Origin of the sequence: Micromonospora sp. NRRL B-16802, assembly GCF_001279555.1 — a bacterium.
Classification (GTDB): domain Bacteria; phylum Actinomycetota; class Actinomycetes; order Mycobacteriales; family Micromonosporaceae; genus Micromonospora; species Micromonospora profundi.
In genome coordinates this window covers 219,111-239,586 of the sequence record NZ_LGEB01000097.1, presented here as the reverse complement: position 1 = coordinate 239,586, position 20,476 = coordinate 219,111, and the positions used below count along the sequence as shown (strand labels likewise).

Below are 20,476 nucleotides of genomic sequence, written 5' to 3'. Positions count from 1 at the left end.
ACCAGGCAGGCGCGGCCTGGAGGGCGACCGCCAGCCCGGCAGAGCCTGGACGGCGACCAGGACGGCGGACCTGGACCACGCCGGGACGGCGGGCGGTGGACGCAGCGACCGGGCCGGCCCGCCAGCGAGGCGGCCCGGCCCGGTCGATGGTGTGTCAGCGACCGCTTACCGAAGGTGCCGGAGCGGGTGAGCCACCGGCCACCGCGCCCGGGTGGGCCGGCGCGGCCGGCGCGGGCCCGAGCCCGGCCGGCACCGGCAGGGCGCTGCCCTTGACGAACTCGTCCCAGCTCACGTTCCACGCCGTCCAGCCGTTGCCCGGCTGCAACTCGACCTCGGTGCCCTTGACGGTGACGAGGTCACCGACCTGGGTCACTCCCATCAGCCAGTCGGCGGCTGCGGCGGAGACGTTCGCGCAGCCGTGCGAGACGTTGGTGTTGCCCTGGTCCCCCTCCGACCACGGGGCGGAGTGGATGAACTCGCCGCCCCAGGTGTAGCGCTGGGCGTCGTCCACGTCGACCACGTAGCCACCGTTTGGCTCACCACGGGTGTCGAAGGTGGTCCGCTGATGCTTCTCCATGATCACCATCTTGCCGCTGGAGCTCGGTGTACTCGGCTTGCCGAGGCTCACCGGGATGCGGCGGATCTGCTTGCCGTCGCGCAGCACCGTCATCTGCTTGGTGGCGTTGTCGATCTCCAGGGAGACCTGTCGTCCGATCTTGGAGGTCGCGGTCCGCTCCGCGTCGCCGACAAGCTTCTTGCCGATGGGCAGCCCTTCCAGCCCGGCCCGCACGCTGATCGTGGTCCCCGGCCGCCAGAAATCGGGTGCCCGGTAATAGACCTGACTACCGTCCTCCAGCCACGACCACGTCCCCGGCTGCGGCGGATTCGTCTTTACGAACAACCGACGCTGCACATCCGCCCTGGCCTCTTTCGGAATTGCCGGGTCGAACGCGACGGTTACCGGCATCGCCGTGCCGTACGTCCGGTTACCGACGAAATAGAGGGTGCTGGTGATCTGCGGTTTCGTGGACTTGGGCATCGTGGTGAAGGTCGTGGTCCGGGTGGTGGTCGCGCCCGAGTCGCCGGTCGCTGTCACCTCCGCCGTGTACGTACGCCGGGGTTGCAGCGGCTTGCTGGGCACCCACCCCGAGCCGTCCTCCCGTGGCTCCGCCTCGACCTGCTTGCCCTTGTCGTCGGTGAGCCGGACGGCGGTGACCCGTCCTCCCTTGACCGCCGTGCCGACCTCGGCACTGACCGGAACGTCGCGGGTCTTGTCCCCCGGCGTCACTGTGAGTTCGGGCGCCGGGGCGTGTTCCTTGGCCGATTCGGCCGCCGGCTTCCGGTCGGCGGTGCACCCACCCAGCACGAGCGGTGCGGCTGCGATGGTTACCGCCAACAGCGTCAATCGCCGCCTAGGCGTCATGTTCAGTCCCCCCGTTTTCGACTTCCCTCCGCCATATTCTCGCGGCCTGACCACGGTCGTCCGGGCCATTCGGAAATAATCGGCCGCGCATTTATCGGCACATTTTCCGGCGTTGTGCCGTTGACGAATAAAGCGCACAACTGCCGCCTGTGGCCCTCACCCGACCGGCCCCGGCCCACCCGGGCCGCACGTCCCGTCCCGCCCTCGCCACGCCGGGCTCGCACCTATGACCACTGGTGTGCGACTTTCCGGCGACGGAACAGCGTGACGGCACCGGCCGGCGTACGGAGCCGGAGAGCGGGCGCCCGCCGCACCCGGTGAGCGCACTTTTGTCAGGTGGAGCGAAACTTCTGCCAATCGAGACGAAGCTTTGCCTTCGTCCGGAGGCAAGGGTAAGGTCGCGATTCAGATAGAGGGTTGCCCATCCGTCGATCAGCCTGCCGCCGCCCGCACCGGGTCGCCGCGCTCCGGCCCACACGGGTCCGGGCCGCACCCACGCACCGTCCCTCACCGTCCAGCCGGAGTCCGCCTCCGGCCGGTTCGGCGCGCCCGGACGGCGGCAGCCGGTCGACGCCGCAGACGGCACACCAGCCGTCAGGAAGGGACCACCACCATGGATCACCAGACCAACGAGCCGGTGCCGCCAGTGGCGTCCGAGCCGCTCAGCAGGCGCGGAGTGCTCCGCGCCGCGACCGTCTCCGCCGCCGCCGTCGGCACCGCCGGCCTGCTCGCCGGCCCGGCCAGCGCCGCACCGGCAGGGCACTCCCCCGGCCGCCGCCGGGTGCCGGTGGACCGGATCAGCATCCAGCTCTACACGTTGCGCGACCAGCTCGCCGCCGACCTGCCCGGCACGCTCACCGCCCTTCGGCGGATCGGCTACCGCCGCGTGGAGCACGCCGGCTTCGTCGGGCGTACGGCCGCGCAGTTCCGCGCCGCACTCGACGCGGCCGGGCTGCGCTCCACCTCCGGGCACGTCGGCATCCCGCAGCCGTTCGACGCCGCCACCTGGGAACGCGCCCTCGCCGAGGCGAACGTGGTGGGCTGCAAGAAGATCGTCCACCCGTACTTCGGCCGCGACGCGCAGGGACGCCCGATTCGGGACCCCGCCGTCTACCGTGCGCTGGCCCGGGACCTCAACCAGGCCGGCAGGCTGGCCGAGCGCGCCGGGCTGGACTTCGGCTACCACAACCACCAGCTGGAGTTCGTACCGCTGACCAACGGTTCGACGGGCTTCGAGATCCTCGCCGGGCAGACCGACCCCCGGCTGGTCCACTTCGAACTCGACCTCTACTGGACCTGGCGGGGCGCGCACGACCCGGTCGACGTGATCCGGGCCAACCGTGGCCGGGTCCGCCAGGTGCACGTCAAGGACCTCGACGTCGAGGGTGGCTTCGCCGACCTCGGCGACGGCGTCATCGACTTCGGCCGGATCTTCGCGCACGAGCGGGAAGCAGGCATCGAGGAGTACATCGTGGAGCGCGACGACGCGGGCACCCCGCCGCGCGCCCCCGCCGACGCCCTGGACACCGCCCGGGTCGGCTTCGACTATCTCGCCTCACTCCGGTACTGACCACCACCTCGGGGGACTACCTGATGAACAGGACCGCTTTCGTGTCCGCCCTGCTCCTGGTGACGGCCGGCCTGGCCGCACCGACGGCAGCGGCGGCAGCTCCCGCAGCGCCGCCGGACAGCAGCTTCCAGAAGGTGACGCTCAACGACTTTCCCGGCGAGCCGATGAGCCTCGCCGTCCTGCCCGACCTGCGCGTGCTGCACACCTCCCGCACCGGTGAGGTCCGCATCCACGACCCGCGTACCGGGCTGAACACCCTCGCCGCCGACATCCCCGTGTACGAGCACGACGAGGAGGGGTTGCAGGGGGTCGCCATCGACCCGAACTTCGCCAAGAACAAGTGGGTCTACCTCTACTACTCGCCGCCGATGAACACCCCTGTGGACGACCCGGCCACCCCCGACGTCAACGAGGGTGACGCGCCGCTTGTCGGCACCGAGGCCGACTGGCAGCGGTTCCGAGGCGCGCTGCGGCTGTCCCGGTTCAAGCTCGAGGGGATGAAGCTCAACCTCAGCACCGAGCAGCAGATCATCGACGTACCCACCGACCGGGGCATCTGCTGCCACGTCGGCGGTCAGATCGACTTCGACAGCAAGGGCAACCTGTACCTGTCGACCGGCGACGACACGAACCCGTTCTTCTCCGACGGCTACATCCCGATCGACGAACGGGCCGACCGCAACCCGGCGTTCGACGCCCAGCGCACCTCGGCCAACACCAACGACCTGCGCGGCAAGCTGCTGCGCATCAAGGTGAAGGCCGGTGGGGGTTACACGGTGCCGGCCGGCAACCTCTTCAAGCCGGGTACGGCGAAGACCCGCCCGGAGATCTACGCGATGGGCCTGCGTAACGCGTTCCGGTTCGCCGTCGACCGGCGCACCGACAACGTGTACCTGGGCGACTACTCGCCCGACGCGTCCTCGTCGAACCCTGAGCGCGGGCCCGCCGGGCACGGCCGGTGGATGCTCATCGACAAGCCCGCGAACTACGGCTGGCCGTACTGCGTGACGCCGACGATCGCCTACCGCGACTACGACTTCGCGACCGGCCAGTCCGGCCCGAAGTTCAACTGCAAGCGCCCGGTCAACGACTCGCCCCACAACACGGGCAAGCGGCAACTGCCGCCGGTGGAGCAGCCGGAGGTCTGGTACCCGTCCGCCGCGTCGGGTGAGTTCCCGCAACTGGGCACCGGTGGCATCGGCCCGATGGGCGGCCCGGCGTACGACTACGACGGGACCAGCACGTCGCGGACCCGCTGGCCGGCCTACTACGACGGGGTGCCGCTGTTCTACGAGTGGACCCGGGACTACATCAAGGAGTTCCGACTCGACTCCGACGGCGACGTCAAGGACATCCGGCCGGTGGTGCCGTCGATAGTGGTGGACAACCCGATGGACATGGAGTTCGGCCCGGACGGGGCGCTCTACGTGCTGGAGTACGGCGACGGCTACTTCGCCGAGAACCCGGACGCCCAGCTGTCCCGGATCGACTTCGTCCGCGGCAACCGCACGCCGATCCCGAAGATCAGCGCGACCCCGACCGCCGGGCAGGCGCCCTTGACCGTGGCGTTCTCCAGCGCCGGCACCACGGACCCGGACGGCGACCGGCTCAGCTATGCGTGGGACTTCAACGCGGACGGCTCGGTGGACAGCACCGAGGCGAACCCCACGTGGACGTTCCAGGAGAACGGCTCGTACACCCCGACGCTGAAGGTGACCGACCGCACCGGCCGGTCGGCAGCTGCCACCCTGCCTCTGCTGGTCGGGCCGCGGGCGCCGGTCGTCGAGTTCGTCGCTCCGGTGGCCGGGCAGCCCTTCCAGTTCGGGCAGACGGTCGCGTACGAGGTGCGGGTCACCGACGACCTGCCGGTGGACTGCTCACGGGTGAAGGTCACCTACGTGCTCGGCCACGACGAGCACGGACATCCGCTCTCCTCGGCTACCGGATGCTCCGGGACCATCGCCACCTTCGTCGACGGTGGGCACGGTGGGGCCGACAACCTGACGGCGGTCTTCGTCGCGGAGTACACCGACGCGCCGACCGATCCCGGTGTGCCGGCGCAGACCGGTACGGCGACGGTCGTGCTGGATCCCGACCCGGTCGCGGGCCTGGCCGGCTGACCGACGCGGATTGACGGTGGCGGCGGCCCGGAGCACTCCGGCCGCCGCCACCGAACGTCACGCCACTCCACCCGTCCGCCGCTCAACCCCAAGCCACCGCCGGACAATCCGCCCCGGTCGAGTCGCCCAGGGTCGGCGCCCGCTCAGCCCCAGCCGCTGTCGACGTGGTTGTCCCGCCAGCGCCCGCCCACCGGCGGGGTGTCCAGCAGCATTCCGTCGTCGGCGTTGCCGGCGAGGTCGTTGTCCTCGACCCGGCAGTCCACGCAGCTGCCCCGCTCGGTGATCCACAACCCGTGGGTCTGGGTCTTGTCCTCGTGGTTGTCCCAGATCCGGTTGCCGCGGATGGTGGCCGAGTCGAACGCCGCGTCGATGGCGATGCCGGCCCGCCGCTCGGGTGCCGTGGACAGCTCGTACCGGCAGCCCGGTGGTGGGACGTCGCCGCTCCACGCACTGATGGCGTCGGGGCGTACCGGCGCGAGGACGAGCTCCTCGCCGGTGTTCGAGGCGACCACCGCGACGGACCGTCCGACCCGCAGGACCTTGCCCCGGTGCCCGTCGGGCGGCCAGTCGGCGGTCCGGTCCACCACGGACCGCTCGGCGTAGCGCACAGCCTCACCGGCGCCGGTGGTGCCGGCCGCCCGCTGCTGACCGTTGTTGCGGATCCGGTTGTTCAGCACCACCGCGTCGGTCATCGGATGGTCGATCCGGATGGCGTCCAGCCCGTTGTTCCAGAAGTCGTTGCTCTCGATCACCACGTCCCGGACCGGCCCCGAGTAGCCCTGCCCGAGGTCGTGACCGTGGTAGCCGTTGCGCCCGTTCCCGCTGATCCGGTTACCCCGGATCGAGTACGGGCCGGGGCTGTTGCCGATGCTGACCCCGTCGCGGATGTTGCCGTCGACGACGCAGTCGCTGAGCAGCCCGCCGCGTCCGGCCACGCCCGCCGTGCCCTTCGCCGAGACGTCGAAGCCGGCCTCCAGGTTGCCGGTCATCGTGCAGGCGGAGACGATGAGACCGTCGGCGCCCCAGTCGGAGATGCCGAACCTGTTGCCCTGGCTGTGGCAGCCGACGATGCGGTAGCCGCGCGGCGGCGTCCAGTAGTCCTTCTGCAGCTCCAGGAAAATACCGTTGGTGCCGTTGGCCACAGTGGTGCAGTTGGCGATGGTCAGCCGCTCCATGTCGCCCCACCCGCCGATGCCCACGCCGATGCCGGCACCGCCCATCTGCTCGCCGTTGTCCAGCCGGCCGCAGCCGACCACCACGCAGCCGTCGATCAGGCTGTCCTGGAGGAAGTCGCAGCCCAGGCCGGTGGCCGCGGTGTGGTGGATGAAGAGGTTACGGAACACGCCGCGCACCACGTACTGAAGGCCCAGGCCCTTGGCGAGGTAGTTGTACTCGGCCATCGCCACACCGGACCCGTCGATCTCGAAGTCCGCGAACGTGCAGTCGGCGATGTGCCGGTCCCGGTCGGCGCCGTGTTGCAGGGTGGTCCAGAACGCCAGCGGGGTGGGGTCGGTCCGGTTTCCCTCGTTGCTGAGCAGGAACCGTGTCGCCGCCGGGCCCGCGCCGATCAGCGAGACGCCACTGCGCCACGCCGTGCCGGCGTCCCGGATCGAGTAGATGCCCGGCGGGCAGTAGATGACCCGCGCGCGGCCGTCCGCCGCGTAGCCTGCGCCCAGGCGGTCCACGAGCGCGGCCAGCGCCGGCTGGTCGTTCGTCTCGCCGTCGCCGCGCAACCCGTACTCCCGCGCGTCGCAGTACAGCGGCGCCCCGGCCGAGGCGGGTCGTCGTTCCCGGACGACGTTGGACAGCACCTCGTACGTCACGGACGGGCTCCCTCCGACGCTCTGGTGCACTCCGGCGGGGTCGACTTCCCGATCCGAGGTCCGGGAAACCTCTGGCACGCGGCGGCCCCGGCGCCCGCACAGGGCGGGGCCGGGGCCGGGGGTACGTCGTATCAGGTGGCCGCGATCAGCAGCGCCGGGCGCTCCACGCAGTCCGCGACGTGCCGCAGGAAGCCACCAGCCACCCCGCCGTCGCAGACCCGGTGGTCGAAGGTGAGGCTCAACTGGGTCACCTTGCGGACCGCCAGTTGCCCGTCGACGACCCAGGGCTTGTCCACGATCCGGCCGACGCCGAGCAGGGCCGCCTCGGGGTGGTTGATGATCGGCGTGGAGCCGTCCACGCCGAACACCCCGTAGTTGTTGAGCGTGAACGTACCCCCGGTCAGCCGGGCCGGCGGCAGCGTTCCCGCCCGCGCGGCAGCGGTGGTGGCCGACAGTTCGGCGGCCAACTCGGCGGTGGTGAGCCGTTGGGCGTCACGCAGCACCGGCACGAGCAGCCCTCGGTCGGTCTGCGCGGCGATGCCCAGGTGCACCCCGGCGGACTGGACGATCCGCTGCCCTTCGGTGTCGACCCGGGCGTTGAGCTGCGGGAACCTGCGCAGCCCGCTGAGGCAGATCCGGGCCAGCAAAGCCAGGATGCTCACCGGCGCGTCCGGCGTCGCCGCGTTTATCGCGGCCCGGGTCTCCAGCAGGCCGGTGGCGTCCACGTCGACCCAGATGGTCACCTCGGGGATCTCCCGCCGGCTGCGGGACAGCTTGTCCGCGATCACCTTGCGCACCCCGGTGAGCGGGACGACCACGTCGCCGTCCCCGGCGGGGGCAAGGGCGACCTGCGGGTCCGGCGCCGCGGCGAGCCGGGCCGCCGGGGTGGTGAGCGCCGCCTCGACGTCGGCGCGACGGATCACACCACCGGGTCCGCTGCCGCGTACCGTGCTCAGGTCGACTCCACGGTCGCGGGCCAGCCGCCGCACGATCGGCGAGATGACGAGCGCCGTGCCGGCCAACGCCGTGCTCGCGGTCGGGCCGGCGAGCGCGACGACCGGCGTCGACCCCGCGTTCGCCGGCGCGTCGGCGGCGACCGGGCCGGCGCCGTCCGTCGGGCTGCTCCCGACGGCAGTGTCAGCCGCGCCCTGCGGGGCGTCGGTCGGCTCGGGCGCCACCACCAGCCTCGGGCGGCGTCGGCGGCGGGTCGCGCCGCCGTGCCCGGTGCCGTACCCGATCAGGACGTTGCCGGAGCCGGCCCGCTCCTCCTCGCGGTAGGTGGCGTGCCCGGCCGGCTCGTCGCCGTCGCCGTCCAGCGGCGCGATGGTGATCAGCGGCTGGCCGACCGGACGGACCTCACCGGCCGCGCCGTGCAGGGTCACCACCCGTCCGGCGTACGGGCAGGGCACGTCGACGACCGCCTTGGCGGTCTCCACCTCCACGACGCTCTGGTCCACTGTGACCACGTCGCCCACTGCGACACGCCACTCGACGATCTCCGCCTCGCTCAGCCCCTCACCCAGGTCGGGCAGGAGGAAGACCTGCGTGCGCTCGACGGTGGTCATGCCGCCGCCCAGCGCGCGTCCGGCTGGTCGTCCCACTGGAGGCGGGCCACCGCGTCGAGCACCCGGTCCACGCCGGGCAGGTGGGTGTGCTCGAGCATCGGCGCCGGGTACGGGATGTCCAGCCCGGCGACCCGCAGCACCGGCGCGTGCAGCGCGTGGAAGCAGCGCTCCTGCACCCGGGCGGCGATCTCCGCGCCGACACCCGCGAAGCCGGGGGCCTCCTGGATCACCACGCATCGCCCCGTACGGCGTACCGATGCGGTGATTGTGGCGTCGTCGAACGGCACGATGGTACGGACGTCGACCACCTCAAGGTCCCAGCCCTCCTCGCGGGCGGCCTCGGCAGCCTCCAACGCCACAGGCACCGCCGGCCCGTACGCCACAAGTGTGGCGTCGCGTCCCGGCCGGCGCACGACGGCCCGGCCGAACGGCTCGGCGCGCGTCGGCAACTCCGCGTCGGCGCTGGCGAAGTAGAGCTTCTTGGGCTCCATGAAGACCACCGGGTCGGGGTCGTCGATCGCCTCGCGCAGCAGCGAGTACGCGTCGGCCACCGTCGCCGGGGTGACGACCTTCAGCCCGGGGGTGTGCGCGTAGTACGCCTCGGACGAGTCACAGTGGTGCTCCACCCCGCCGATGCCACCGGCGTAGGGCACCCGGATGACGATGGGCACGCTGAGCGCGCCGCGGGTACGGTTGCGCAGCTTCGCGACGTGCGAGGCGATCTGCTCGAACGCCGGGTACGCGAACGCGTCGAACTGCATCTCGACGACCGGCCGCAGCCCGGACATGGCAAGGCCCACGGCGAAGCCGACGATGCCGGCCTCGGCGAGCGGAGTGTCGAAGCAGCGCTTCTCGCCGAAACGGGCCTGGAGGCCGTCGGTGATCCGGAAGACGCCGCCGAGCTGGCCGACGTCCTCGCCGAAGACGACTACCCGCTCGTCGGCCTCAAGAGCGTCGGCGAGTGCGGTGTTGAGCGCCTTCGCCATCGTGGTGGCCATCAGGCGGCACCGTCCTCGTCGTTCGCGGCGGCCAGTTCGGCGCGCACCTGCTCGCGCTGCTCCACCAGTTGCGGGGTGGGCTGGGCGTAGACGTGGTCGAAGAGACTCAGCGGGTCGACTGTGGGCTGGATGTTCATCCGGGTCCGCAGGTCCGCCGCGTACGCCTCGGCCTGCTCGGCGATCTCGGCGACGGCCGCGTCGTCGAGCACCCCGCGCGAGCGCAGGTAGGTCTCCAGGCGGGCGACCGGGTCGCGGTCGCGCCAGGCGTCGACCTCGGCGCCGTCGCGGTAGCGGGTGGCGTCGTCGGCGTTTGTGTGCGGCTCCATCCGGTACGTGTGCGCCTCCACCAGGAACGGCCCGTTGCCGGCGCGGGCGTGCGCGACCGCGCGGGTCAGCACGGCGAGCACCGCCACCGGGTCGTTGCCGTCGACCTGCTCGCTGGGCACCCCGTAGCCCACGCCCTTGTACGCGAGCGACGGCGCGGCGGTCTGCCGGGACAGCGGGACGCTGATGGCGTACCTGTTGTTCTGGACGAAGTAGACGACCGGCGCCTTGAACACGGCGGCGAAGTTGATGCCCTCGTGGAAGTCGCCCTCGCTTGTCGCGCCGTCACCGATGAAGGCCAGCGCCACGGTGTCGCGCCCCTGGTACGCCTCACCGTGCGCCAGACCGGCGGCGTGCACGCACTGGGTGGCGAGCGGGGTGCACTGCGGTGCGGTCCGTACCTCGGTCGGGTCGTAGCCGCAGTGCCAGTCGCCGCGCAGCAGCGTGAGCACCTCGACCGGGTCGATGCCCCGGGCGACGAGCGCCATCGACTCCCGGTAGGTGGGGAACACCCAGTCGGTATCGCGGACGGCGAGCACGGCGGCGACCTGGCAGGCTTCCTGGCCCCGGGAGGACGGGTAGACGGCCAGCCGGCCCTGCTTGGTCAGCGCGGTCGCCTGGATGTCGAACCGGCGACCGAGGACCATCCGGCGGTACAGCTCACGCAGCGCCTCCACTGGTGGCTCCGGATAGTCGGTGCGGGCCGGCAGCGGTGTGCCGCGCTGGTCGAGCAGGCGGACCGGCTCGGCGTCCGGCAGCAGCGGGCGGGCCGGGTCGGGCGGGGGGACCGTCCGGCGGGTGCGGGGGGATGCCCTGCGGACCGCCTGGGGTGTGGTCGTCACGGCGGGACCTCCTGGGACGTGTGGTGGGCCTATGCTTCCCCCTAACGGATGATTGACTCAAGATCCACGCAGAAGGCGGGACGATTGGCATGACAGGGGCCCACCAGTGAGCCAGGAGGCCACCGAGGACGCCGGCCGGGCGGCGGGATCGGGACGATCGGTCCGCGCCCTCGACGACGTGGACCGGCGGATCCTCGACGAGCTGGTCCGTGACGGCCGTACGTCGGTCCGCACCCTCGCTGAGCGCATCCACATCTCCCGCACCAACGCGTACTCCCGGGTGGAGCGCCTGCTGCGCGACGGGGTCATCACCGGGTTCCGCGCGCAGGTGGCTCCCGAGGCCGCCGGGCTCGGCACATCGGCGTACATCGCGTTGACGATCCAGCAGAACACCTGGCGGGAGGTGTCGGCCGAGCTGGCCCAGGTGCGCTACATCGAGCACGCCGCCCTGCTCGGCGGCGACCACGACGTGCTCGCGCTTGTCCGCGCGCCGGACAACGCCGCGTTGCGGGACCTGGTGCTGGGCCGGGTGCAGAGCATCGCCGGGGTGCTGTCCACCCGCACCTGGTTGGTCTTCGAGGAGTTCGACGGAGCCGGCAGCCCCTGGGCCTGACGTGTAAGGAAGGGCCCCCTACTAACGCCTGGTGTCTAATAAGGGGGCCTTCCTTACCGCTCGGGCGGGGCTTCCAGCCCTTCGCGGTCGGCCAGCTCCAGCAGTGGCTCCAGCGAATGCCGGTCGCCGTCGAGACCGGCGTGCGGGTCACCCCGCTCGGCGAACCGGGCCGGCATCGACAGCACGTCGAAGTCCTCCGGCCGGGCGTCGTCCAGCTCCTCCCAGGCCAGCGGCGCCGACACCAGCGCCTGCGGCGTCGGACGGATCGAGTACGCCGACGTCACCGTGTGATCGCGGGCCATCTGGTTGTAGTCGACGAAGACCGGGCGGTCCCGTTGGTCGCGCCACCAGGTGGTGGTGACCAGCTCCGGCAGCCGGCGCTGCATCTCCCGGCCCAGCGCCAGCACGGCGCGGCGGCACTCGCCGAAGCTCCACCGCGGCTCGATCGACAGGTAGACGTGCAGGCCACGCCCACCGGTGGTCTTCGGATAGCCGGTCAGCCCCAGCTCGGCGAGGAACGCCCGCACCTCCCGGGCCACCGGCACCACCTGCTCGAAGCCGACCCCCGGCATCGGATCCAGGTCGATGCGCAACTGGTCGGGGCGCTCCACGTCGGCGGCGGTGACCGGCCACGGGTGGAACCGCAGGGTGCCCAGGTTGACCGCCCAGATCACCACTGCCAGCTCGCTGGGCGCGACCTCGTCGGCGGTACGGCCACTGGGGAAGGTGATGTGCGCGGTGCGCACCCAGTCGGGAGCACCAGCCGGCAGCCGCTTCTGGTAGAAGGCGTCACCGCGGTTGGTCTGCCGGGTGGCGATCGTCGCGCCCTCGAAGACGCCGCGCGGCCAGCGTTCAAGCATCGTCGGCCGGTCCCGCAACGCGCGCAGGATGCCGTCACCCACCGCCAGGAAATAGCGGACCACGTCGAGCTTGGTCAGCCCGCGCTCCGGAAAGTACGGCTTGTCGGGGCTGGAGACGCGGACCAGCCGCTCCCCCACCTGGATCTCCTGCGCCGCCGTGGCCACGCCCCGAGGGTACGACGCCGACGGCCGGCCGGCGGGCTACCGCCCCGGGACCAGCGTGGCGCGCTGCTGCGGCAGCTCCTGCGTCGGGCCACCGACCGACACCTCTGGCGTCGAGGGCGGCTCCTCGGCCACCGCGGTCTGCTGCTCGACCGGCACCTTCTGCGACGACCGTCGTGCCACGAAGCGCGGTGTCCAGTCCTTCAACCGCAACGCCGGCTGCTCGACGAGCTTCCAGGACACGAACGCGGCAGCGAAGGCGGCCGCGACCGACATCGCCGCGAACGGCACGTACCCCCAGCGGCTCCAACCCAGGCTCGCCATCACCTGCTGGAAGATGAACCCGTAGATGTAGATGCCGTACGAGTAGTCGTTCTTGCGGCCCACCCAGTGCACCTGGCGCGGCATCCGCACCGACAGCCAGACCAGCAGGTACGCGAACGCGGGCAGTCCGATGACGAAGAAGCCACCGAAGAGCAGCGACAGCCCGAGTGCCAGCGCCGACCCGATGCCGAGCGCGTCGTTGATCGGCACCCGCTCCCGGTAGAGATCGAGCGTCGCGCCGAAGGCGAACAGGAAGCCCAGGTAGACGATGTAGTGGAAGCTCATGACGCCCACCAGGGGCGAGTCGAAGGTCCAGGCAGCCGTCGATGCCGGGCCGCTCACCCGCCCGGAGCTCACCCAGTCCTGGAGGATGCTCAGGTAGAGCGCGACGGTCAGGAAGAGCACGAACCGGCGGGCGTTGCGCAGCACCGCAGTCACGGCCAGCACGCCCACCACGACGTAGCAGAACATCTCGTACTTGAGCGACCACAGGGCGCCGTTGAAGACGCTGGAATTGCTCTTCTCACCCCACGGGGTGGTTTCCTTGAGCAGGTCCTGGATGCCGTACTGGCGGACGCCGGTCCACCAGTTGGCCTGCAGGTAGGCCAGTGGGCCGCCCCGGTCCCAGGCGTTGTCGAAGAAGCCGCTCGTGGTGCCGTGCTCGCGCAACGCCACGAGCGGGGCGACCACCAGCGCGGTGATCAGCAGGCAGACCCAGAGGCCGGGGAAGATACGCAGGGCCCGGTGCCACGCGTAGCGGATGATGCCGGTACGCCGTGCGCTGCGGGTGATCAGCAGACCGGAGAGCACGAAGAAGCCGTACACGGCCATCGTGCCGACGTTGGTTTGCCGACCGGTCAGGTGGTAGCCGAGGTCGTTCGCGCCGAAGCCGAGCGGCTTGGAGTGCGACAGCACGACGCCCACCGCGAGACAGAGTCGGATCAGCCCGATGCCGTTGCTGCGACCGGAGAGCAGGTCGGCAAGCGTGCCACGGGAGCGGAGGAGGGCGGGGGTAGTCATGCGGCCAGGAACCTCTCGACCATCAGGCGGGCACTTCGGCGCCGGCGTGCTCCCACAACTGCTTCATCTCGGTGTGCAGATCATCGCTTGGCGACCAGCCGAGCAGCTCGGCGGCCAACCCGACGTCCAGCCGCTGCCAGGTCGTCTCGGCGGGGCCGGTGCGTTCGGCCTCGACCAGGTCGGTCGGGACTCCACTCACATCGATGAGGAGCTGGACCATGTCACGCGCGCTGGCCGCCACTCCCCGCCCGATGTTGATCACGTGACCGGCGACCTGCGGTCGAGTCGTGGCCAGCAGCACGGCCGCGACGACGTCACTGAGCCCGACGAAGTCACGGCGGGAGCCCAGCGGTGCCAGCTCCAGCCGGGCGCGCTCACCGGCCCGCTCGGCGTCGCGCAGCTTTCCCACGACCACGCCGAGCAGGCTGTGCCCGGGCTGGCCCGCGCCGATGACGTTGCCGACCCGCAGCGTGACGCCGTCGACGAGGCCACGCCGGTCGGCCTCGGCGACAGCCGTGGTGCAGCGCAGCTTGAACTCGCCGTACGGCATCACCGGAGCGGCGGGCAGGTCCTCCGGCATCGAGGTGTCCACCGGGACCAGCCCGTACTCGTGCACGCTGCCGAGCTGGACCACCCGGACCCGCCGGGGCAGCCTGCCGGCGGCCTCGATGAGCCGCTCGACAAGCGTGACGTTCACCGCGAGCATCTGCGCGTCGGTGAGCCCCCACATCCCACCCGCGGCGTTGATCACCACGTCGGGGTCGAGCTCGCGCAGCACGTCGGTGATCTCGTCGACGTCGGCGGCGGCCAGGTCGAGTGCGCGGACCGCCACCCCCGGACCGAGATCCTTCGGCTGGCGCGCGACGGCCACCACGGCATGCCCCTGGTCGGCGAGTGCGCGGCAGATCGGGCGACCGAGGAAGCCCGTACCGCCGAGCACCGTCACCCGCAGGGACGAGCCGGCATCCTCGGACGGAACTGCTGACGTGGCTGGCACGGCGTACCCCTGGGTGTCGTCGCTCATCGGCCCGGCCCGAACGCGTGCCGGGACAGGCTGCGCACACCGGTCATCGTGCCCGACCGGACCGCCGCCGGCAGCAGCGTGATGGCGTGCAGCCGGGACGAGGTGTAGCGGCGGGCGGCCCGCGCCGCCCGGGGCCATCCCTGCTCGTCCATCCGCCGCGCGACGTCGACGAAGAACGCCCGCGCCTCGGTGAACCGGGAGCCGGTGACCGCGTCGGCTGCGGACTTGCTGACCGTGTGCCGCCGGTACTGGAAGCACAGGGTGTTGTCGACGGCCATCTGCTCTCCCCGCTCGATCAGGTCGATCACCAGGGCGAGGTCCTGGATGACCTGGAACTCGTCGCGGAAGTCGACGGCCTTCAGCGCGTCCGTCCGCCAGCAGATCGACGGGAAGTAGAACCAGCAGCCGCGCAGCAGGCTGGCCGCGAGGTCTTCGCCGCCCATCAGCTGCCGGGACTCGACCTTGGGGGCGTAGAGCCGCCGCTTGGCCTCGTCGACGATCGTGTTGACCACGGTGCCTTCGGCGTCGATGATCTCGACCCCCGGCTGGATCATGCAGACGCCCGGGTACTCCTCGATCACCGATCGCACGGTGGCGACGTAGTTGGGGTGCATGATGTCGTCAGTGCCCATCATCACCAGGTACTCGTGCTCGGCGAGGCCGACGCACTTGCGGTAGTTGCTGGTGACCCCGAGGTTGCGCTCGTTGCGCTGGTAGCGGACCCGCTCGTCGGCGATGCCCGCGAACCACTCCGGCACCCCCGGCTCCTGGCCGTCGTCGACCACCGTGAGGCGCCAGCCACTGTCACTCTGCGCCATCACGCTGCGGACGGCCGCCTGCATGAGGGGCACACTCCCGTAGTACGGCAGCATGATGTCGACAATCATCGGTGCGCGGGCCTAACTGTGCGTGGTGGAAGTGCGCGACAGGCGCGGGCCACATTATCAGGCATCGCGCTCGGATCGATTACCGGCGAACCGGCCGCGCGGCGCGTCGCGCCACCGCCCGGACCGCCCTGTGACCGGTCCGACGGCGACCTCGGCGACGGCTATCATCGTCGCGCCCGCACCGCACGCCCCCCGATCGGATGCCGATGTCAGATCGCGCCGTCACCACGGACGCGCTCCCCGCGAGGACCGACGCGGGTCCACCCCCGCCGAGCCCCGGGGAGCACCGTCGACCGTTCGTCAAGCGGGTGGCGCTGAGCGCCTGGTTCTGGCCGACGGCGTTCGCGGCCCTCGCGGTCGGCTGGGGTATCGGCAGCCCGGAGATGTGGCACGACGAGCTGGTGACCGTCGACGTGGCGACCCGCTCCACTCGGCAGATCATCGGGATGCTGGCAAACGTCGACGCCGTACACGGGACGTACTACCTGTTCATGCACGGCTGGACCACGCTGTTCGGCACCTCACCGGCCGCGGTACGCCTGCCGTCGGCGCTGGCCATGATCCTGGCGACGGTGTGCGTGGCGCTTGTCGGGCGGCGGGTCTTCGGTCAGACGGCGGGGGTCGCCGCCGGTTTCGTCTTCGCCCTGGTGCCCACCGTCACCCGGTTCGGCCAGGAGACCCGCTCGTACGCCTTCGTCGTCCTCGCCGCGGCCGCGGCCACGCTGTTCCTGCTCCGCGGGTTGGAGCGACCCGGGTGGTTGCGGTGGGCGGCGTACGTGCTCGCAGTGGCCGGCATCGGCCTGGTGAACGTGGTGGCGCTCACACTGCTGCTCGGGCACGGCGTGGCCGTCCTCGTCCACTGCTGGCGCGAGCGCCGATGGTGGTCGCTGCTCTGGTTCACGCTCGCCGCCGCTGCCGGGGCGGGCATCGCCGCGCCGGTGATCCTGCGGGGCATGAAGCAGGCGGGCCGGCAGATCAGCTGGATCCCCGACAGCGCGCCCTGGATCGTCTGGGAGCAGGCCCTCGGCTCGACGCTGCTCGCCGTCGCGGTGACCGCGCTGGCTGTGGTGGGCATCCTGACCCACCTGCGGCGCGACGTCGCGGCCCGGACCGTCATGGCGGCGGTGATCGCCGTCCTGCCGCTGCCGGTGATCCTGCTGGCCTCCACCGGCGACATCAACTACTTCTTCTCCAAGTACCTGCTCTTCCTGGTGCCCGCCTGGGCGGTGCTCGCCGGTGCGGGGATCGCCGCGCTGCGCCGCCCACCGCTGGTGGCGGCCACGCTTGTGGTGATCGCCGCCCTGTCCGTGCCCGGTCAGCTCGCACTGCGCGACGAGTTCTCGCACGGCTGGTACACGTATCCGCAGGCGCGGGCGTTCGCGCCGCTGTCCTACTCCGAGGCGGCACGGGTCATCGAGGCGGGCTACCAGCCCGGCGACGGACTTGTGGCGGGCGGCCCCTGGTGGTGGATGCACGAGCCGGGGGTGCGCTACTACCTCCCGGCGGACGTGTCCCCCCGCAACGTCTTCCAGCAGCGGTCGGCGGTCCAGCGCGACGAGCTGTTCGGCTCCGACTGCGCCGACCCGGCCCGCTGCCTGCGTGACGAGCCCCGCCTCTGGGTGCTGTTGCCGACCATCACCGACGCGCCGCTGACCGGGCTGCCCAAGAAGCAGGCAGCCGCGCTGACCGGCCGCTACGACGTGGTCAGCGTCACCCACGTGACCGGCCTGACCGTGGCGCTGCTGCAACGACGCGGCTGAGCGGTGTCACGGCCGGCACCGCGCCGGCCGTGACACGGTTACCCCCGGCGACGCCCGGGTAGGGGGTCCGGCATGGCGGAACTGTCGACCCTCTGGATCATCCGACACGGCGAGAGCACCGCGAACGTTGCGGCCACCCGGGCCGAGACCACCGGCGCGGAGCTGATCGAGCTCAGCCACCGCGACGCCGACGTGCCGCTCTCCCCCACCGGCGAGGAGCAGGCCCGGGCGACCGGTCGCTGGCTCGCCGGGCTGCCCGAGGACCGCCGCCCCGACGTCGCCGTTGTCTCGCCGTACCTGCGGGCGGTGTCCACCGCCGAACTGGCGCTGCACGACACGGGGGTGCCGGTCAGCCGCGACGAGCGGCTGCGCGACCGGGAGCTGGGCATTCTCGACGGCCTGACCGCGCACGGGGTTCGTCAGCGGTTCCCCGACGAGGCCGAACGCCGCGCCCGGTTGGGCAAGTTCTACTACCGGCCGCCCGGCGGCGAAGCCTGGACCGATGTGGCGCTGCGCCTGCGGGCCCTCCTCGGTGACCTGCGCCGGGACCACGCCGGTCAGCGGGTGCTGCTCTTCGGCCACGACGCGCTTGTCTTCCTGCTTCGTTACCTGGTCGAAGGGCTGACCGAACCGGAGCTGATGGAGTTGACCCGCCAGCACGTCATCGCCAACTGCTCGATCACCGACTGGTCCGCCGACGCCGACGGCCGGCTGGTGCTGGGCGGGTTCAACGAGATCGGTCACCTGCGACGGCAGGGCGCCGAGCCGACCAGGGAGGACGAGGTCCATGCCGAACCGGTCTGAGGTGCAGGTGATCACGCCGGGCCTGCTGCGGGACTGGGCACTGCCCGTTCCGACCGGCGGCAAGGAGAGCCGAGGCACAGTGCTGGTGATCGGCGGCTCCCGCTTCACCCCCGGCGCGGTGCTGCTCGCCGGTGTGGCCGCGCTGCGCGCCGGCGCCGGGGTGCTCCAGCTGGCCGCCGCCGAGTCCACCGCCGCCACGCTGAGCATCCAGGTGCCCGAGGCGCTCGTGATCGGGCTGCCGGAGACCTCCGACGGCGCGGTCGTCGCCGACCGTGGCGGCCAGCTCGACGACCTGATCGCTCAGGCGGACGTGGTCACCCTCGGCCCCGGCCTCAAGGACATCGACGAGACCGTCCGGCTGCTCAACCTGGTCCTGGAGACGGCCGGGCCGCGAACGCCGCTGGTGCTCGACGCGTACGCCCTCGGTGCGCTCAGCCACGAGCCGAAGCTGCTGGTCGGCTCGGGCCGGCCGGTGGTGCTCACCCCCAACGTCACCGAGGCCGGGCACCTGCTCGGCCGGGACCCGGGCGACGACCTGGACGCCGAGGCCGCCGAACTGGCCGCCCGGTACGAGGCCGTCGTGTCGCTCTACGGGCACGTGGCCGCCCCGGACGGGCGCCGGTGGCGCGAGGAGAGCGGGGACGCCGGGCTCGGCACCTCCGGCAGCGGCGACGTGCTCGCCGGCCTGCTGGCCGGGCTGCTATCCCGGGGCACCGACCCGGCGCAGGCCGCCTGCTGGGGTGCCTTCGCGCACGCGGTCAGCGGTCAGCGGCTCATCCCCCGGTACGGCCGGATCGGCTTCCTCGCCCGGGAACTGCTCGACGAGATCCCGCGCACCCTCGCCACCGTCGCCTGACCAGACACTTCGGCCGATTCCACTCGTTTCCGCAGTTCAGCATCCGGGTACCGGATCGACACCAGACGAGCCACCAAAGGGGGTCAGCCGGTGTCGACCGATGCCATCGTCCTGCTCAAAGAGGACCACAAGGAGATGCGCCGCCTGTTCAAGGCGTTCCAGGACGCCGAGGAGGGCCCAGCCAGCAAGCGGCAGAAGCTCGTGGACCAGATCCTGGAGGCCCTCACCGTGCACACCTACCTGGAGAACGAGGTGATGTACCCGGAGGTCCGCCGGCTCCTGCCCGACCTGGAGGACGACATCCTGGAGTCGTACGAGGAGCACCACGTGGCCGACGTGCTCTGCCTCGAGCTGACCAGGATGGACGCCGACGACGAGCGCTTCAACGCCAAGACCACGGTGCTGATCGAGACCGTCACGCACCACGTCGAGGAGGAGGAAGAGGAGTGGTTCCCGAAGGTACGCGAGGCGCTGGGGCGTAAGCAGCTCCAGGAGATCGGGGAGAAGATGATCGCGCTGCGCGCGGACGCGCCCCGGACCCCCACCGAACCCAAGGCGATCAAGAAGGCACGCGACGCGGTGACCGCCTGAGCCGACACCGTACGACGAGGGGCCCGGCGCTGCCGGGCCCCTCGTCGTGGACGACGTTCGGCGGGGTCAGTCGCCGGAGCCGGGTTCGGCCATCCGACGGTGCTGCGCGGCCTTGAGCTTGTCCGGGACGAGCTTCCCGGCGGCCGTCTGCACCTTGTTCACCAACGATCCCGCGGTGACTGTCTGGTCGCCCTTCATCAGCGCGGCGAAGCCCTGCGCCGCGACCTCGGCCGGGTCGTCCTTCTTCCCGGAGCCCACACGGGTGTCCTCCATGTCGGCGCGCTCGAAGAACGCCGTGTCGGTCGGTCCGGGCAACAGGGCGGTCACCGTGACGCCGGTGTCCTTCAGCTCGTTGCGCAGCGCCTCCGCGAAGGACTGCACGAACGACTTCGACGCGTTGTAGACCGCCTGGAACGGTCCCGGCATCGTGGCGGCGATCGACGACGTGAACAGCACCCGACCGGCGCCCCGCTGGACCATTGCGGGCAGCAGCAGCTTGGCCAGGTGCACTGTCGAGCGCACGTTCAGATCCACGATCTCCAGTTCGTCACGTAGGTCCGTGCCCCCGACGAACGCGCCGCCGGCGCCGCGTCCGGCGTTGAGTGCCAGCGCCTCCAGCGGGCGTCCGGTCGCCTCGACCGCCGCCACCAGCTCCCGCACGTCCTGCTCGCGGGCCAGATTGCCGCGGATCGACCAGACCTGCGGCCCGCCGTCGCGGCGCAGCTTCTCGGCCGCCGCCGCGATGCCCTCGTCCTCGGCGGCGACGATCAGGTCGAACCCGTGCTCGGCGAACTGGACGGCCAACTCGTACCCGATCCCGCTGGACGCGCCGGTCACCAGGGCCAGCGGCCGGTCCGTGGTCGGTGTGGTCATGGTTGACTCCTCTCGTACGGCGCTGCCGCCGCCTGCG

The 20,476-nt window shown here is 71.5% G+C and carries 17 protein-coding genes; 7 read left to right on the top strand and 10 right to left on the bottom strand.

Going from position 1 to position 20,476, the window contains the following annotated elements; all coding sequences use genetic code 11:
* Positions 1–154 precede the first annotated feature (154 nt).
* Complete coding sequence (locus tag ADK66_RS26550; protein ID WP_053659960.1) at positions 155–1,423, bottom strand: Ig-like domain-containing protein; 1,269 nt, start codon at positions 1,421–1,423, stop codon at positions 155–157.
* Between the two features lie 613 nt (positions 1,424–2,036).
* Between ADK66_RS26550 and ADK66_RS26545 the strand changes: the two genes are divergently transcribed.
* Together ADK66_RS26545 and ADK66_RS26540 are read left to right on the top strand one after the other, a co-directional pair.
* On the top strand, positions 2,037–2,993 hold the full coding sequence (locus ADK66_RS26545) for a sugar phosphate isomerase/epimerase (protein WP_053659958.1): 957 nt from the start codon (positions 2,037–2,039) through the stop codon (positions 2,991–2,993).
* Positions 2,994–3,016: 23 nt separating this feature from the next.
* Positions 3,017–5,113: a PQQ-dependent sugar dehydrogenase gene (locus ADK66_RS26540; RefSeq protein ID WP_053659956.1), complete on the top strand. Its 2,097-nt coding sequence runs from the start codon at positions 3,017–3,019 to the stop codon at positions 5,111–5,113.
* A 143-nt stretch (positions 5,114–5,256) separates the two neighbouring features.
* Here ADK66_RS26540 and ADK66_RS26535 read toward each other — a convergent pair whose 3' ends face one another.
* The 4 genes from ADK66_RS26535 to pdhA all read right to left on the bottom strand — a co-directional run bounded on the left by ADK66_RS26535 (position 5,257) and on the right by pdhA (position 10,698).
* A complete protein-coding gene (locus ADK66_RS26535; RefSeq protein ID WP_053660110.1) occupies positions 5,257–6,936 on the bottom strand; it encodes a right-handed parallel beta-helix repeat-containing protein in 1,680 nt (559 codons plus the stop codon).
* A 131-nt stretch (positions 6,937–7,067) separates the two neighbouring features.
* Complete coding sequence (locus ADK66_RS26530) at positions 7,068–8,501, bottom strand: dihydrolipoamide acetyltransferase family protein (RefSeq protein WP_369814829.1); 1,434 nt, start codon at positions 8,499–8,501, stop codon at positions 7,068–7,070.
* Complete coding sequence (locus tag ADK66_RS26525) at positions 8,498–9,502, bottom strand: alpha-ketoacid dehydrogenase subunit beta (RefSeq protein ID WP_197281645.1); 1,005 nt, start codon at positions 9,500–9,502, stop codon at positions 8,498–8,500. The genes ADK66_RS26530 and ADK66_RS26525 overlap by 4 nt, the downstream gene beginning before the upstream one ends.
* The gene (gene pdhA, locus ADK66_RS26520; RefSeq protein ID WP_369814831.1) at positions 9,499–10,698 is read right to left on the bottom strand and encodes a pyruvate dehydrogenase (acetyl-transferring) E1 component subunit alpha; all 1,200 of its coding nucleotides are present in this window, start codon (positions 10,696–10,698) and stop codon (positions 9,499–9,501) included. The genes ADK66_RS26525 and pdhA overlap by 4 nt, the downstream gene beginning before the upstream one ends.
* A gap of 145 nt (positions 10,699–10,843) precedes the next feature.
* On the opposite strand from pdhA, the gene ADK66_RS26515 reads away from it, so the two are divergent.
* Positions 10,844–11,278, top strand: a complete 435-nt coding sequence (locus ADK66_RS26515) for an Lrp/AsnC family transcriptional regulator (RefSeq protein ID WP_369814830.1) — start codon at positions 10,844–10,846, stop codon at positions 11,276–11,278.
* A gap of 53 nt (positions 11,279–11,331) precedes the next feature.
* Here ADK66_RS26515 and ADK66_RS26510 read toward each other — a convergent pair whose 3' ends face one another.
* From ADK66_RS26510 to ADK66_RS26495, 4 genes are read right to left on the bottom strand one after another with little or no spacing between them, the layout of a single operon-like run.
* Positions 11,332–12,303, bottom strand: coding sequence for a DNA polymerase domain-containing protein (locus tag ADK66_RS26510; protein WP_053659949.1), 972 nt, complete (start codon positions 12,301–12,303; stop codon positions 11,332–11,334).
* Between the two features lie 36 nt (positions 12,304–12,339).
* The gene (locus ADK66_RS26505; RefSeq protein ID WP_053659948.1) at positions 12,340–13,644 is read right to left on the bottom strand and encodes an acyltransferase; all 1,305 of its coding nucleotides are present in this window, start codon (positions 13,642–13,644) and stop codon (positions 12,340–12,342) included.
* A gap of 22 nt (positions 13,645–13,666) precedes the next feature.
* Positions 13,667–14,668, bottom strand: coding sequence for an NAD(P)-dependent oxidoreductase (locus ADK66_RS26500; protein WP_053659946.1), 1,002 nt, complete (start codon positions 14,666–14,668; stop codon positions 13,667–13,669).
* Positions 14,665–15,555 (bottom strand): glycosyltransferase, encoded by an 891-nt coding sequence (locus tag ADK66_RS26495; RefSeq protein ID WP_053659944.1) that lies wholly within the window; start codon positions 15,553–15,555, stop codon positions 14,665–14,667. Before ADK66_RS26495 ends, ADK66_RS26500 begins: the two co-directional genes overlap by 4 nt.
* Before the next feature lie 206 nt (positions 15,556–15,761).
* Between ADK66_RS26495 and ADK66_RS26490 the strand changes: the two genes are divergently transcribed.
* The 4 genes from ADK66_RS26490 (at position 15,762) to ADK66_RS26475 (ending at position 19,566) form a co-directional block, all read left to right on the top strand.
* A complete protein-coding gene (locus ADK66_RS26490) occupies positions 15,762–17,315 on the top strand; it encodes a glycosyltransferase family 39 protein (RefSeq protein ID WP_197281639.1) in 1,554 nt (517 codons plus the stop codon).
* 72 nt (positions 17,316–17,387) lie between these two features.
* Positions 17,388–18,119, top strand: a complete 732-nt coding sequence (locus ADK66_RS26485; RefSeq protein ID WP_053659940.1) for a histidine phosphatase family protein — start codon at positions 17,388–17,390, stop codon at positions 18,117–18,119.
* A complete protein-coding gene (locus ADK66_RS26480; RefSeq protein ID WP_053659938.1) occupies positions 18,103–18,975 on the top strand; it encodes an NAD(P)H-hydrate dehydratase in 873 nt (290 codons plus the stop codon). The genes ADK66_RS26485 and ADK66_RS26480 overlap by 17 nt, the downstream gene beginning before the upstream one ends.
* A gap of 90 nt (positions 18,976–19,065) precedes the next feature.
* A complete protein-coding gene (locus ADK66_RS26475) occupies positions 19,066–19,566 on the top strand; it encodes a hemerythrin domain-containing protein (protein ID WP_053659936.1) in 501 nt (166 codons plus the stop codon).
* A 66-nt stretch (positions 19,567–19,632) separates the two neighbouring features.
* Here the strand turns inward: ADK66_RS26475 and ADK66_RS26470 are convergent, their stop codons facing one another.
* Complete coding sequence (locus ADK66_RS26470) at positions 19,633–20,439, bottom strand: SDR family oxidoreductase (protein WP_053659934.1); 807 nt, start codon at positions 20,437–20,439, stop codon at positions 19,633–19,635.
* Positions 20,440–20,476: the final 37 nt, after the last annotated feature.

Coding starts and splice junctions, on each gene's coding strand:
- ADK66_RS26505 (WP_053659948.1), bottom strand. CDS start 13,644: ATGACTACCCCCGCCCTCCTCCGCTCCCGTGGCACGCTTGCCGACCTG.
- ADK66_RS26485 (WP_053659940.1), top strand. CDS start 17,388: ATGGCGGAACTGTCGACCCTCTGGATCATCCGACACGGCGAGAGCACC.
- ADK66_RS26545 (WP_053659958.1), top strand. CDS start 2,037: ATGGATCACCAGACCAACGAGCCGGTGCCGCCAGTGGCGTCCGAGCCG.
- ADK66_RS26530 (WP_369814829.1), bottom strand. CDS start 8,501: ATGACCACCGTCGAGCGCACGCAGGTCTTCCTCCTGCCCGACCTGGGT.
- ADK66_RS26495 (WP_053659944.1), bottom strand. CDS start 15,555: ATGATTGTCGACATCATGCTGCCGTACTACGGGAGTGTGCCCCTCATG.
- ADK66_RS26550 (WP_053659960.1), bottom strand. CDS start 1,423: ATGACGCCTAGGCGGCGATTGACGCTGTTGGCGGTAACCATCGCAGCC.
- ADK66_RS26480 (WP_053659938.1), top strand. CDS start 18,103: ATGCCGAACCGGTCTGAGGTGCAGGTGATCACGCCGGGCCTGCTGCGG.
- ADK66_RS26540 (WP_053659956.1), top strand. CDS start 3,017: ATGAACAGGACCGCTTTCGTGTCCGCCCTGCTCCTGGTGACGGCCGGC.
- ADK66_RS26470 (WP_053659934.1), bottom strand. CDS start 20,439: ATGACCACACCGACCACGGACCGGCCGCTGGCCCTGGTGACCGGCGCG.
- ADK66_RS26490 (WP_197281639.1), top strand. CDS start 15,762: ATGTCAGATCGCGCCGTCACCACGGACGCGCTCCCCGCGAGGACCGAC.
- ADK66_RS26500 (WP_053659946.1), bottom strand. CDS start 14,668: ATGAGCGACGACACCCAGGGGTACGCCGTGCCAGCCACGTCAGCAGTT.